Genomic DNA, 14235 nt, shown 5'->3' with positions numbered 1-14235 from the left:
ACGTGATGTTTGCAAGAAAAATCTTTTGGATTGCCGCGGCTGCGGCGCTCTGTGCCTCGTTACCGGTACTTTCTATTCATGCTGCAGAAACGGCAGCTTCTGCCGAGTCTGAGCAGCAGGAAGCCAAAGAATACGAATTAGATACAACGACCTTCCATATGGGAACGGTTGTCCAGATCAAAGTCTTTGGGAAGACACCAGAAGAGACGAAGCGTTTTGCGCAAATCGTTGAGGACGAGGTGGTGCGCTTTGACGACATGATGAGTGTGCATAAGGATTCTCCCCTCAACAATGTCAATAAGCATGCCGGCGAGAAGGTGGAAGTCACACCCGAAATCGCCGAGATGACTCGGGAAGCGCTCACTATTGCAGACATGACCCATTCAGCATTTGAGCCGATGATTGGACCGTTGGTGAACCTTTGGAAGATCGGTTTCGGCGGCGATCATGTGCCGAGTGATGAGGCGATCAAGGAAGCGATTCGCCGAGTGGATCATCGCCACGTCCGTGTGACGGAGGAGAACGGCAAGTGGTTCATGCAGATTGGCCGCGACCAAAATGTTGATATGGGCGCTATTGCTAAGGGCTACATTGGACAGAAACTTGCAGAGAAACTCAAGGCTGCCGGAGCAACTCATGCGCTGCTTGATTTGGGCGGCAATATCGTAGCAATGGGGGAAAAATACCCGGGAACGCCATGGCGCATTGGTCTGCAGAGTCCCGATAAGAGCCGCGGCGCCTACTTTGCTGTGGTTGCGGTGAGCGACACAAACGTTATTACTTCTGGTGCATATGAACGCAACTTCGAGAAGAACGGCCATCGCTATGGGCATATTCTTAACCCCACAACAGGCCAGCCAGTAGCAACGGACATTGCATCTGTGACGATTGTGGATAAAAACGGTGCTCGGGCGGATGCCCTTTGCACGGCACTCTTTGCTATGGGATGGGAGAAGGCTGAGGCGTTTTTGCTTGCCCACCCTGACGTGCATGCGGTGCTCCTTAGGGACAATTTGGAGGATGTGCTTGTAAGTGAAGCACTCCGCGATAAGATTCAGCCATACGACCCTGAAGTGAGCATTCGTTTGCTGAAGCAGTCTTAATTCATACTGCCTCCGAACTGCGGCGCTCCTTCTTCAACAAGGCCTGTTGAGGAACCGGGCGCCGTTTTCATTTCTGCACGCCTTTCTTTGTTTTACGCTGATGCCGTCTCCACGTTTCGTTCACCTGCGTTTCCACTCTGAATACTCAATTACGGACGGCATTGTCCGCATTGACCCCATGATCCATGCCGTTCTTGAGGGCGGCGGTGCTGCAGTGGGCATCAGCGACTTGATGAACGTTTTTGGCGGCCTGCGCTTTTATACGCATGCGCTGGCGGCAGGGCTGAAACCCATTCTTGGGTGTGACTTAAAGGTCATTAATCCGAAGGATCTCAACAAACCCTTCCGGCTGGGGGTCCTTTGTATGAATCACGAGGGCTACCATTCGCTCTCAGTGCTGCTGACCAAGGCATTCTTGACGAACAATGATGCAGCACGCGGTTTGGTGGATCCCAAATGGTTTGATGATGGCGGATCCGAAGGCCTCATTGCATTGTCGGGCGCTGCGCAGGGCGAATTGGGCTCTTTGCTCTTAGGTAAGAAGTGGTCGCTGGCTCACGAAGCGGCAGAACGCTTCAAAGCTCAATTTTCGGGCCGCTTTTATGTTGAACTGCAGCGTGCCGGTCGTCCGACAGACGAACTCGCCACGGCTCGCCTGGCGAACTTCGCGGTTGAGGAGCAGTTGCCAGTGGTAGCCACACATCCTATTCAATTCCTAAAGCCCGAAGACTTTGAAGCACATGAAGTGCGTTGTTCGATTGCCGAGGGCTACACGCTGCAGGATCCGCGACGCGTCAAGCGCTATACGCCGGAACAGTATTTGAAAAGCGAAGCCGAGATGTGCGAGCTCTTCGCAGATATCCCGGCCGCCATCGAAAATACAGTTGAAATTGCCAAACGATGCAATTTGGACGGCGTACTTTCTAAGCCTCAATTGCCGCTTTTCCCGACGCCCGACGGCATGTCGCTTGACGACTATATCGATCAGCTCTCAAAGGAAGGTCTGCAAAAGCGCCTTGAGTTTTTGTATCCAGATCCAAAGGTTTTGGAAGAAAAGCGTCCGCCCTATGACAAGCGTCTTGAATATGAGCTTGGCATTATTAAAGGGATGAAGTTTCCTGGTTACTTCCTGATCGTGCAGGACTTTATCAATTGGTCGAAGACGCATGGCGTGCCAGTGGGACCAGGCCGAGGGTCTGGTGCGGGTTCGCTTGTTGCTTATTCGCTCGGCATTACGGATTTGGATCCCCTTCATTTCGACTTACTGTTTGAACGCTTCCTGAATCCGGAACGCGTTTCCATGCCTGACTTTGACGTCGACTTTTGTCAGTACAACCGAGATCGTACGATTGACTACGTCAAGCGAACCTACGGTGTGGATGCCGTGAGTCAGATTGCTACGTTCGGCACGCTGGGCGCCAAGGCAGTTGTGCGTGATGTGGGGCGCGCACTAGACGTCCCATATATGAAGACGGATGCGCTCGCGAAGCTTATCCCCATGCAGCCGGGGCGGAACATTTCTCTCGACGATGCAATTGCCGAGGTGCCGGAATTCAAAGAGGCAATTGAACGCGATGACGAATATAAAGAAATCATTCGACTTGCCAAACCGTTGGAAGGCCTGACACGGAACCTCGGCATGCACGCCGGCGGCGTGCTGATTGCACCAGGGAAGCTCACGGATTTCTGTCCGCTCTACAATTCCGACGGGCGTCCCGAAAACACTATCAGTCAGTTCGATAAGAAGGACGTGGAAAACGTTGGTCTTGTGAAGTTTGACTTCTTGGGGCTCACCACACTTTCGATTCTTGCCAAAGCAGTAGAACTCATCGACAAGCTCTATCCAGAGCAGCATTTTGAACTTGAACGTATTCCGGTTGACGATGCGGCGACTTATGAACTCTTCCAGCAAGCCAATACGGCCGCAGTGTTCCAGTTTGAATCGGATGGCATGCGGGGGCTTTTGAAACAGGCGCGTCCAGATCGACTAGAAGACTTGGTGGCTTTGAATGCACTTTACCGTCCGGGCCCAATGGACCTGATTCCGTCCTATATCGATCGAAAATTTGGGCGGGAAAAGGTTGAATACCTTGACGACCGGATGGAACCGGTCCTTAAGGAAACATACGGCATCATGGTCTATCAGGAACAGGTGATGCGTGTGGCTCAGGTGGTGGGCGGTTACTCATTGGGCGGCGCAGATTTGCTGCGTCGCGCAATGGGTAAAAAGAATGTCGAAGAGATGAAGCGCCAGCGCGCTGTTTTTATTAAGGGTGCAGGAGAAAGAGGTGTAAAGGAATCGGTTGCCACAGAGATCTTCGACTTGATGGAAAAGTTTGCGGGCTACGGTTTTAATAAGTCGCACGCCGCAGCTTATTCTTATGTTGCATACCAGACGGCATATCTCAAGGTCCATCACACAGCGGCATTCTTTGCTGCCAACTTGTGCATGGTGATGGACGACGGTGACAAGATGAAGGCACTGATCGATGACGCTCGAGCAAACGGTGTGGACTTCAGACTGCCGGACGTGAATGTTAGCGAATGGTTCTTCTCCGTGCCGACAGAAAACGTCATTCAGCTTGGTCTTGGTGCGATTAAAGGTATCAACCGTGCTTTAGTTGAAGCAATTGTGTCCGAGCGCGAAGCGAATGGACCATTTGAAGATATTTTTGACTTTGCTGCTCGTGTAGAAGGCGTCAATTTTCGCATCTTTGAAAGCATGGTACGTGCAGGGGCGTTTGATTCCACAGATGCAGATCGAGGCAAGCTTTTCAGCAACATTAGTAATGCATTGCAAGGTGGCGCCGCTGTACGTCAAAGCGCTGGTCAAGACAGTCTTTTCGGCGGAGAGGAGACTAAAAAGATCGTCAATTGGGTAGAGGGCGAACAGTGGTCTTTCCGTCGAAATCTAGAAGAAGAGATGACGGCATTCGGCTTCTCACTTTCCGGTCATTTCTTTGATGAATATAAGGACGACCTCCGGGCAATCGGATGCATGCCTCTTGATGAGCTTCAGGTCAGCAAAGAGAACGTTTGCGTCGGCGGGGTTATATCTTCTATTCGTCAAATCAATGGAAAACGCGGTGTAATGGGTGTTGTCGGCATTGACGATGGGACACACAGTATAGAGTTTTTCGCATTTTCGGATCTTTGGGCAACACTGAAGACTTGGATTGCGCCCAAGATGGCTGTTTGGGTCAAGGGAAGGCCAAAATATGATGATTTTTCTAAGAAGGTGACTATCTATCCAGAAGAAATTATGTCAGCAGATGATGCTGTTTGCGCTCGGCTAAAAGCAATAACGATATGCGTGGATTCCGTTGATACACTGAAGACATATTCATTTTTACAGCAACGACATTCCAATGTAGAAGGACATTCCCCAGTCATTAATATCACCGTCAGGTCTGCCAATTTATCTGGTAATGTCCAATTTTTTTCTTCTTTAGAAAATGTTAAAAGATTAATTAAAATGGTTGGTTGCAAGGCTGTTGAATATACTTGAGGTGCAATGAGTGAAATTGTAACGCTCTTCTTAGTATTAAATATGATCTTATCGATTACTATAAATGCTATTTGGTGGGTAAATTGTCGAGAAAGTTGTTAGAGTGACAAATGTATATATTACTGATACAATTTAACCTGATTTTTAATTGAGAGATGTAAAATAAGAAATTATTTTCTGGTCATTTGTGTGGCTCGGTTTAGAGTGCTGACGCACTCGACTAAGTCATAGATATTCATGAGTAGTTAATTATTGCGATCTTTCTTGACTTTATGGGGAGGGGGCTGATTTTATTTTCTGAAGAATGGCATTAACTATATCATCAATTGGAATGTTATTGACATTAAATTGGTCAAATAATATCGCTGATTTATTTGATAAAGGTTGCCAATTTGTTGTCGAAGTTGCTCCGAAAAGTACTACTTCTGGAATATTCAATGCTGCTGCTATATGAGAAGTGCCTCCATCACCAAGCAGACATAAATCGCAAACTGACAATAGTTCAAGAAATTCAGGAAATTCTTTAGTTTGTACTGGGAAGGTATTTGTTATCAACGTTAATTTTTTAACTAAAGAGGGCGGAATCGGCTTTGAACTATTGATTATTAAATTAAATGTTATAATATTCTTTAATGCGCGTATAATTTTTAACAACCTGCATTCCGACAGAGTGCTTGTTTCCCTATTATTCTCGAGGGAATAATAAATTAGTATTTCATTTTCAGGCAGCACAAATTTATGCTTTAATAATTTCTTGTTGAATTGTAAGTGAAAGACAGGCCACTCATCCGGTAATATTGTTGTAGAGGGAGGGGCTACGTTAGCGCAGAATTGAGATTGATGAAGGTATGAGTAGTCCATTTTTGTAAATGGAATCTGATGAGTGATTAATTTGCTATGCCAATTATTTTCACAATATGCAAAGCTTTCCTTACAAAGTAAGGCAAGAGCAATATGGTCGGTTTTTCTCGGTTCCAATCCACAGAAGCCGATATCAAATTTTTTATAGAATTTACAGGCTAATTGAATTATTGATACATATCGTTTGAATCCTGTGAAATCATGATTTAAGCATATGGTCCTTACTCCATATTGTTGAGATATAATATCATTTATAACACCATTTCTGCGGCATGTAAATAATGTTATTTTAGCTTGTGGATACCTTTCTCTTATCCGTTTTATTAAGGGTAAATTGCAAATCAATGTCCCTATATGGGTAAAGTTTAGAATGGCGATATTCATTGTTATTGTTCGATGGTGAAAGTCTGTCTTAGGGCAAATAGTTTTTTAATATTGTATTTTTGCCTTAGAATATACCTTAAGGGATTATATTTAGCAATATAATTATTACCATATGCATTTCGATCTTTGCAGTCTTTGGCTTGTATTGTTGATTGAAATTCTCCATGGCATATTACAGCGGGATTGAGGCGCCAAACAGGGTGATGTTTGGCAAAAGCAGAGAGAGGGGAAAAAAGAAACTCATCAACCGGCATGCTTAGTTTTTGGCTGCGCTCAATAGCTTCTTTTGCTGCTTTCTTAGATATGAAGTAGGCTAAGCAACCAATAGGAGATGGCTTGAGTGGATGATAAAGTGTTGCGTTGTTGGGTAATTTGATATTTTTCTTATCTACTAGAGCAAGCCAAGGGTTGGTAGGTATAAATATTTGGACGAGATCAATTCCTTCAGGTATCCATGAAGGAGATTCAATATATTTAGATGCAGATGGAAAAATTGTTATGTCGTCTTCAAGGATTAGTCCCCAGTCACTCGATGAGTTTATTAATTTTTCCCAACATTTTTTGTGTGATAAATAACATCCAATTTCCGCTTTTGAAAGATCTCTTGGGCAAGCAATTTTTGATAAACTGAATGCTGATTGTTGATGAAATGATATTTCATTTTCCGTAAGTTTACATCCATCTACTCCTACAACTCTCTGAATTTTTAAGGATGTATGCTGGGTGCTAATGGTAGAGAGTTGTTTTTGCATATGCTCCCATCGATCCGGAGAACGATCAAGATTAATAACATAACATTCCATAATATTAGACCCAGTTCATTTTCCTAAAGTCGTTATGAACGTGAGTCCATAACGACTTTTTACGCGAGATATTAGTTTTTTCGGAGGTTAAAAATCTCTTCCCAGCGCTTCACCTGAGCAAGCACTTGATTCGGTGCCGTGCCGCCCACATGATTGCGGGCTTTGACGGAGCCTTCAAGACTGAGCACCGGATAGACATCTGCTTCGATCTTGTCGCAGAAGCTCTGCAGAACTTCAAGAGGGAGTTCTTCAAGCCCACATTTGCGTTCAGCAGCAGCTCGAACCGTCTGACCGACGATGTCGTGGGCCGTACGGAAAGGAACGCCGTGACGGACAAGATAATCAGCAAGGTCAGTTGCGGTGGGGAAGCCCATCTGCGCAGCCTGATGCATGGCTTCAGGCTGGGGTTCCACACCAGCCATCATGTCGCAGAAGGCGCGAAGCGTATCCTTGATGGTATCAATCGCATCAAAGACCGGTTCTTTATCTTCCTGGAAATCTTTGTTATAGGCGAGCGGAGTTCCCTTCATGAGGGTGAGCATCGACATCAAATCGCCATAAACACGACCGGATTTGCCGCGAGCTGTTTCCGGAACATCCGGATTCTTCTTCTGCGGCATGATGGAGGAGCCCGTCGTAAAGCGGTCCGGCAACTTGATAAAGCCGAAGCGCTGGCTCATCCAAATGACGAGCTCTTCAGAGAGGCGGGAAATGTGCGCCATGATGAGAGAGGCTGCTGCGCAGAACTCGATGGCAAAGTCACGGTCTGAAACGGCGTCCAATGAATTCTGAGCAACCGTTTCAAAACCAAGGAGCTTCGCTGTGTATTCACGATCAATTGGGTAAGTCGTACCCGCAAGGGCAGCTGCGCCAAGAGGTGACGAATTGACGCGATGGCGCAGGTCAATCAGACGGGCATGATCGCGTTCGAGCATTTCGACATAGGCAAGCATATGGTGGCCGAACGTAACCGGCTGAGCAACCTGCATATGCGTGAAGCCAGGCATGATGACGTTGTAGTTCTTTTCAGCCTGGGCGACAAGCACCTCCTGAAGATGCTCGACACGACGAATAATTTCGTCGATTTCACCGCGCAGGTAGAGGCGGATATCGGTTGCAACCTGATCGTTGCGGGAGCGGCCGGTGTGAAGACGCTTGCCGGCGTCACCAATCAATGCAGTGAGTCGAGCTTCAATATTGAGATGCACGTCTTCAAGTTCAAGCTGCCATTCAAACTTGCCTGTTTGAATTTCTTCACGAATCTGAGCCATGCCTCGCTTAATGTCTGCCAGATCCTGCGCTGAGATGACGCCAACTTTGGCGAGCATCGTGGCGTGTGCAACGGAGCCGTCGATATCAACGAGCGCCATGCGTTTGTCGAAATCAATGCTTGCCGTATAACGGAGTACAAAGGCGTCGACGGGTTCGCTGAAGCGGCCGGACCAGGCCTTTTTCTTGGCATGCAGGGGATCGTTGGAATTGTCTTGAGCTTGGCTCATGGACTTGCCTCTTCTTAGTATGAGGATGGAGATAAAAAGATAATTTTAAGGGGTGTTGGCCTAAATCGGCCTTTAACAGGGGGGGGCGGAAGCAAAAGAATCAAGGATCCCCTATAATCCGCATTCTTCGGGGCGTAGCGCAGCCCGGTAGCGCGCTTGCTTTGGGAGCAAGATGTCGCGAGTTCGAATCTCGCCGCCCCGACCAGAATTCAACGTAGACCTGCCCGTAGCTCAGTTGGATAGAGCATCTGCCTTCTAAGCAGAGGGTCGCGGGTTCGATTCCTGCCGGGCAGGCCAAATAAAAGAAAGAGCCGCGAAAGTCAACTTCGCGGCTCTTGTGTTATCTGCGATTGGAGAGATTCGCTAAACCGAATCTCTCCGGATGCAAGCAGTTTATGCCTGAGGCAGTTTGCTGAGTTGCTCCTCAACCTTAGCAAGGAGCGCCGTGAATTCCGCAAGGCGCTTCTTTTCTGTATCCACGACAGAAGCAGGAGCCTTGGAGACGAAGCGTTCATTGCCCAGCTTGCTTTGGCATTTCTTGACTTCTCCGGCAAGACGAGCAGCTTCCTTGGAAAGGCGTTCTCGTTCAGCTTTGACGTCAATTTCAACCTTGAGCATCAGTTTGAAGTCGCCAACGATGGCCACGGGCGCTACGGAGCCCTGAGCGGCCTGCTGAAGATCCTCGACATGTGTAACGGATTCTAGGCGTGCAAGCTGCTGCAGATAAGGTGCCGCCGCTGCGCATTCTGCTTCTGGCCCAGAAATAAGGAGCGGCATCTTCTGCGACGGCGGAAGCTTCATTTCGCTTCGCAGATTGCGGATGGAGTCGATCTGCGCCTGAATGGTCGTCATGCGCGCCACGGCGTCGGCATCCACTTTCGCCGCATCAAATGTCGGATAGGTCTGGAGCATGAGGAAGGCATCTTCATCAGCCTTACGCACGCCAGCGGTGACAGAAACCTTCTGCCAAAGCTCTTCCGTGATAAACGGAATGATCGGATGGGCGAGGCGCAGAACAGCTTCGAGCACCGTGACAAGGGTATGACGCGTAGCACGCTGTTCGGCTTCAGAACCGCGCAGCTGAACTTTGGAAAGTTCCACATACCAGTCGCAGTACTGATTCCAGACGAAGGAATACATGGCATTGGCAGCATTGTCGAGGCGGTAGTCCTCGTAGGCTGTCGTCACCTCCTTCACCGTGCGTTCGAATTCGCTGATGATCCACTTGTCCACAAAGGAGAACTGCATGGGTGCGTTCGCCGTAGCGCCGACACCGCAGTCCTTTCCTTCAACGTTCATCAGTACAAAGCGCGTGGCGTTCCAAAGCTTAGTGCAGAAATTTCGGTAGCCCTCAGCCCGTTTCAGATCGAAGTTGACGTTGCGGCCGAGCGTTGCATACGCCGCCATAGTGAAGCGAAGGGCGTCAGCGCCATGGGCAGCAATCCCGTTCGGATAGTTCTTGCGGAGCTTGGCTTCAACGATCGGAGCTTTTTCGGGCTGGCGCAGACCGCGGGTATTTTTCTCAATGAGGTGCTCAAGGTCAATGCCTTGGATGATGTCGAGCGGATCAAGCGTGTTGCCTTCGCTCTTAGACATCTTCTTCCCTTCTGCGTCGCGCACGAGACCGTGAATATAGACATTCTTGAAAGGAACCCGCCCCGTGAAGTGACGCGTCATCATCACCATGCGGGCTACCCAGAAGAAGAGAATGTCATAGCCGGTTACGAGCACAGTGCTCGGCAGATAGAGGTCGTAGGCGGTTTTTTCGTCGCCTTCGGGATGGGGCCAGCCAAGAGTCGAGAAGGGGACAAGGGCGGACGAGAACCACGTGTCGAGCACATCTTCGTCGCGCGTCAGCTTTACACCTTCGCCTGCCTGCTTCTGCGCTTCTTCTTCTGTACGCGCAACATAGACTCGGCCAGCTTCGTCATACCAGGCAGGGATCTGATGACCCCACCAGAGCTGACGAGAGAGACACCAGTCCTGAATATTTTCGAGCCACTGACGGTAGACGCCGCGCCATTCAGCCGGGAAGATATTTACTTCGCCGGATTCAACCGCATCAAGTCCCACTTCAGCGATTGACTTGCCCGGATAGAGGGAGCCCTCAGGAGCGGGCTTACTCATTGCCATGTACCACTGCTCGGAGAGCATCGGTTCGACGATTTCACCGGTACGAGAAACACGAGGCACCATGTGTTTGATGGGTTTCACGGCGACAAGCAGACCAGCGGCCTTGAGATCCTCAACTGCGGCCTTGCGGCATTCGTAGCGATCCATGCCCTGATACTTCGCCGGTACATTCTCGTTCATACGGGCAGTCTTCGTCAGAACATTGAGCATGGCGAGATTGTGGCGGCGGCCGACTTCAAAGTCGTTGAAGTCATGGGCCGGCGTGATCTTCACGCAGCCCGATCCAAACTCACGATCAACGTATTCGTCCGCAATGACAGGAATTTCACGATCAGTGAGCGGGAGTTTCAGCATCTTGCCGACAAGCGACTTGTAGCGTTCGTCTTCGGGGTGAACCGCAACGGCTTGGTCACCAAAAAGCGTCTCCGGACGGGTCGTTGCAACGATGACGCCTTCAGAGCCATCAGCGCCGGGGTAGCGAATTTCCCAAAGATGACCGTCAGCTTCTTCGCTTTCAACTTCAAGGTCAGAAACCGCGCTCTGGAGTTTCGGATCCCAATTGACCAGACGCTTGCCGCGGTAGATGAGACCTTCTTCGTAAAGCTTCACGAAAGTTTCAATGACAACTTTCGAGAGCTTTGGGTTCATCGTGAAATAGAGGCGGTCCCAATCCACGCTGTCACCCATACGGCGCATCTGTTCCAGAATCGTGCCGCCGGAGAACTTCTGCCATTCCCAAATTTTCGCAATGAAGTCTTCACGCTTCATGTCTCGACGGGAGATGCCTTCCTTTTCAAGCTTGCGTTCTACAACGATCTGAGTGGCAATGCCGGCATGATCTGTGCCCGGCAGCCACATTGTGTTGTAGCCCGCCATGCGGTGATAGCGGGTAAGCGTATCCATTACGGTCTGATTAAAGGCATGGCCCATGTGCAGGATGCCAGTAATGTTGGGCGGGGGGAGCTGAATGGAAAAAGCAGGCTTTTTCGGATCAAGGCCGGCCTTGAAGCAGCCGCTCTTTTCCCAGGCAGGGTACCAGCGCGCTTCAATTTCATTGGGTTCAAAACTCTTGGCGAGTTCCTGCGTTTCTTTATCCGTCATGGTGAGTTGTCGACTAACAAAGAGGGTTTCGCGCGATCGCTGGGGGTCATACCAAGAGCGCGCAAGGAAAAATCAAAAGCAGAGGCAGGTCAGATGACCGTCCTCTGCGTAAATTCAAAGCATTTCGCCATTTTCTCACGAACAACTGCTGCCTTGAGTCAACGGGCTTCTGCATTTGAAAATGATTCAGCGCTTGATGATGTCGGAGAGGTCGAGTTTTTGGACTTCTGCGGCGACGGCCTGCTGAATGGTTGATGCTACGGAACGTTCGAGATCTGCTTTGATCCGGGTTACTGCATTTTCGGCTGCCATCTCAACCGTATTCTTCAAGTTTTCCCGAAGTGCGGCTTCTACTGCTGGTGCAAGACGGGCAATAAGCGCTTTCTTTTCCGCTTCAGTCAAAATCAAAGGCTGAGGCTCGAAGGGTTGAGGTTCAATTTCAGCAACGGGCTGCGACTGAACATGCACCTGCGTTGGGATTGGTGTCTGCGTCTGTTTCGTTAAGTTTTCGACAGTTTCCCAAGGAAGATCCACGCGATCCTTCAGCGTGCGGCATTTAAGAAACCGTGAATCGATAACAGGTTCCTGACGGTTCATGAATGATGTCCTTCAAAATGGGGCGGCAGCGGATTATTTGCGGCGGTCATAGGCAGCGAGTTCCACCCCCGCCGCTTTATAGGCACGCCAACGATCGCGCGAAAGTTTGAGTTCGGTGGGTTCAGTGCTCACAACATCAATGATGCGTGAAAAACGACTAAATTCTTTCTGCCAATCAGTGGGCAGTGCGTCGTCAAGCAGCACAAGTACGTCGCCGGTGAGCTGAGGCAGTTGGGTTGAAAGAAGAATGGGCGTTTCAGCCGCGTGACGATCATCAGCGAAAACATGCGGAAGAAATGCGAGATCGTCAAACCGCCACAGCAGCTCGTCGAGCTCTGTGAGTTTTTTCGTCTCCGACGACCACATTGCGAGTGTGAGTCCACGCTTATAGACAGTACGCGCAACAAGACACGCATACCGTAGGCGATTGGGGACATTGAAGTGAAAATCAATCTTCTGCATGTGCAACATTATGGCGCATGCAACTGCCGAATCTGTGATGGGGGAAGACGGAACTATTCTTTGCTAAATGCTCAAAGAACCGATCTGAGTTGTGCTATCCCGCATATGCGGGATGATTGGGTGGACTCTCTTGCCAAGTATTTGGGTGAGAGGCATAATTTCTCTCCTCTGGCGGGGGGGTAGCTCAGCTGGGAGAGCGCTGCGTTCGCAATGCAGAGGTCGGGAGTTCGATCCTCCTCCTCTCCACCACATGATAAGGGTCGGGACGTTTCAAGACGTTCCGACCCTTTCCATTTTTGCTTATTGAACAAGGACTTCGGCACATATAGGGCGTGTCGCGCGGTTTCTAGGTGTTTCATTCAATTTTGGAACATTCGCCGCCGGATGGTATAACGGATGGTATAACCAACCGCCGGGGTTCCCTATGCCAAAGATCATCAAACCACTGACCTCCAAAGAGGTTGCCGCCATCTCCAAGATTGGGCTGACGACTTTAGGGGGTGTTGCTGGGCTAATGCTTCTGGTCAAGCCAGAGGGTGCGCGTTACTTCGTTTATCGCTTTCAAATGAATAAGAAGCGGACGATGATTAGCCTTGGTGCGGTAAATGCGATTTCGCTCAAACAAGCTCGAGAAAGTGCGGCTGCATTTGCAGAAATGCTTCGGAACGGGATTGACCCTGTAGAGGGGCGTCGCAAGCAGATTGAACAACAAAAACTCCAACAGGAGGCAGAGCGACAAGAACGTGATCGTCTTTGCCATACCGTTGCGGCTTGTGCTGAAGAGTGGATTCGCGAGCGAGCTGAAGGTGACTACTGGATCAATAATGTTCGGGGAGAGTCCGTAATGCGGGCATACTTTGCGAACCATATCAATCCAGTCATTGGAGACATTCCAATTTCGGCGTTATTGCCGAAGGACGTATTTGGCCTACTTAAACCGTTATGGCAGACGACGACTGATACTGGGGAAAACTGTAAGTCTGCAGTTTTCAAATTATTCCAGTGGGCTAAGGCGAAGGGATATTGTTCTCAAGAGAATCCGGCTGATCTAACAGGTGTACTCGGGGTACTTCTTGAGCCTTTTAAGGCAAACCGAAAACGGCACCAGAACTTGCCCGCACTAGATTTTCACGAGGTGCCTGATTTTATGGCTGAGCTCATGACTTTTTCAGACGTGAGCTATCGCATGACTGCGTTTTCTATTCTGACCGTACTTCGATCAAAGATGGTCCGTCTGGCAAAGTGGACAGATGTCGATTTTGAAGCCCGTACGCTCCGGATTCCAAATTCAAATTTCAAAACTAAGGGGAGAGGTGATCACACTGTGTATCTTTCTGACGAAGCATTGTCAATATTGACGGCGTTGCCTCGTGACTCCGAGTTGATTTTCCCTTCGCCCCGATTGAAAAAAGCTCTTTCTGATGCGGCAATGGGGCAGGTGTTCAGCAGACTACATCAACGCAGTGTGAATAATGGTGGCAAGGGATGGGTTGATCCCGTTTTATCTGAAAAGGCAGGTCGGCCGATCACAGCAACTCAACATGGAACTGCTCGTGCGAGCTTTAAAACATGGTCGAAAAGCGGTGAAAATCGTCGGCTACTTGATGAAGAGGCGGTAGAGCTGTGTATGGCGCACAAGCTAAAAGACGACTACGGTGGGGCATACAATCGGGCTACTCTTGAAGCAGAGCGTCGAGCTGTCATGGCTGCCTGGGGACGGTTTTGCTTTCAGAAAATAGATTGACGGACATAAAAAAAGAGGAGTCCTTCGACTCCTCTATGCA

Annotated in this window: 9 protein-coding genes and 3 tRNA genes; 6 read left to right on the top strand and 6 right to left on the bottom strand. The window is 49.3% G+C overall.

The window, feature by feature from the left end; genetic code table 11:
* Positions 1–5 precede the first annotated feature (5 nt).
* Together DES29_RS08275 and dnaE are read left to right on the top strand one after the other, a co-directional pair.
* Positions 6–1103 (top strand): FAD:protein FMN transferase, encoded by a 1098-nt coding sequence (locus DES29_RS08275; protein WP_021995390.1) that lies wholly within the window; start codon positions 6–8, stop codon positions 1101–1103.
* A gap of 100 nt (positions 1104–1203) precedes the next feature.
* Complete coding sequence (gene dnaE / locus DES29_RS08270) at positions 1204–4611, top strand: DNA polymerase III subunit alpha (RefSeq protein ID WP_021995389.1); 3408 nt, start codon at positions 1204–1206, stop codon at positions 4609–4611.
* Positions 4612–4881: 270 nt separating this feature from the next.
* Here dnaE and DES29_RS08265 read toward each other — a convergent pair whose 3' ends face one another.
* The 3 genes from DES29_RS08265 to argH all read right to left on the bottom strand — a co-directional run bounded on the left by DES29_RS08265 (position 4882) and on the right by argH (position 8158).
* Positions 4882–5856 (bottom strand): glycosyltransferase family 9 protein, encoded by a 975-nt coding sequence (locus tag DES29_RS08265; RefSeq protein ID WP_113854731.1) that lies wholly within the window; start codon positions 5854–5856, stop codon positions 4882–4884.
* A gap of 2 nt (positions 5857–5858) precedes the next feature.
* Positions 5859–6659, bottom strand: a complete 801-nt coding sequence (locus DES29_RS08260; RefSeq protein ID WP_113854730.1) for a glycosyltransferase family 25 protein — start codon at positions 6657–6659, stop codon at positions 5859–5861.
* Positions 6660–6730: 71 nt separating this feature from the next.
* A complete protein-coding gene (gene argH / locus DES29_RS08255; protein ID WP_021995386.1) occupies positions 6731–8158 on the bottom strand; it encodes an argininosuccinate lyase in 1428 nt (475 codons plus the stop codon).
* Between the two features lie 128 nt (positions 8159–8286).
* On the opposite strand from argH, the gene DES29_RS08250 reads away from it, so the two are divergent.
* Together DES29_RS08250 and DES29_RS08245 are read left to right on the top strand one after the other, a co-directional pair.
* Positions 8287–8363, top strand: a tRNA-Pro gene (locus DES29_RS08250).
* Positions 8364–8378: 15 nt separating this feature from the next.
* A tRNA-Arg gene (locus DES29_RS08245) sits at positions 8379–8455 on the top strand.
* A gap of 96 nt (positions 8456–8551) precedes the next feature.
* On the opposite strand, the gene DES29_RS08240 is transcribed toward DES29_RS08245, so the two are convergent.
* The 3 genes from DES29_RS08240 to DES29_RS08230 all read right to left on the bottom strand — a co-directional run bounded on the left by DES29_RS08240 (position 8552) and on the right by DES29_RS08230 (position 12451).
* Entirely contained in the window at positions 8552–11392 is a 2841-nt protein-coding gene (locus DES29_RS08240) for a valine--tRNA ligase (RefSeq protein WP_021995385.1), read from the bottom strand.
* 186 nt (positions 11393–11578) lie between these two features.
* Positions 11579–11989, bottom strand: a complete 411-nt coding sequence (locus DES29_RS08235; protein WP_021995384.1) for a hypothetical protein — start codon at positions 11987–11989, stop codon at positions 11579–11581.
* Positions 11990–12022: 33 nt separating this feature from the next.
* Entirely contained in the window at positions 12023–12451 is a 429-nt protein-coding gene (locus DES29_RS08230) for a DNA polymerase III subunit chi (protein WP_236578855.1), read from the bottom strand.
* Between the two features lie 173 nt (positions 12452–12624).
* Between DES29_RS08230 and DES29_RS08225 the strand changes: the two genes are divergently transcribed.
* Positions 12625–12700 (top strand) — tRNA-Ala (locus tag DES29_RS08225).
* A gap of 175 nt (positions 12701–12875) precedes the next feature.
* A complete protein-coding gene (locus tag DES29_RS08220) occupies positions 12876–14195 on the top strand; it encodes a tyrosine-type recombinase/integrase (RefSeq protein WP_113854729.1) in 1320 nt (439 codons plus the stop codon).
* Positions 14196–14235 lie beyond the last annotated feature (40 nt).

This window comes from Sutterella wadsworthensis, assembly GCF_003315195.1.
Taxonomy (GTDB): Bacteria; Pseudomonadota; Gammaproteobacteria; order Burkholderiales; family Burkholderiaceae_F; genus Sutterella; species Sutterella wadsworthensis.
The sequence above is the reverse complement of the archived record's forward strand: the minus strand, read 5'-3'. Positions and strand labels throughout refer to the sequence as shown.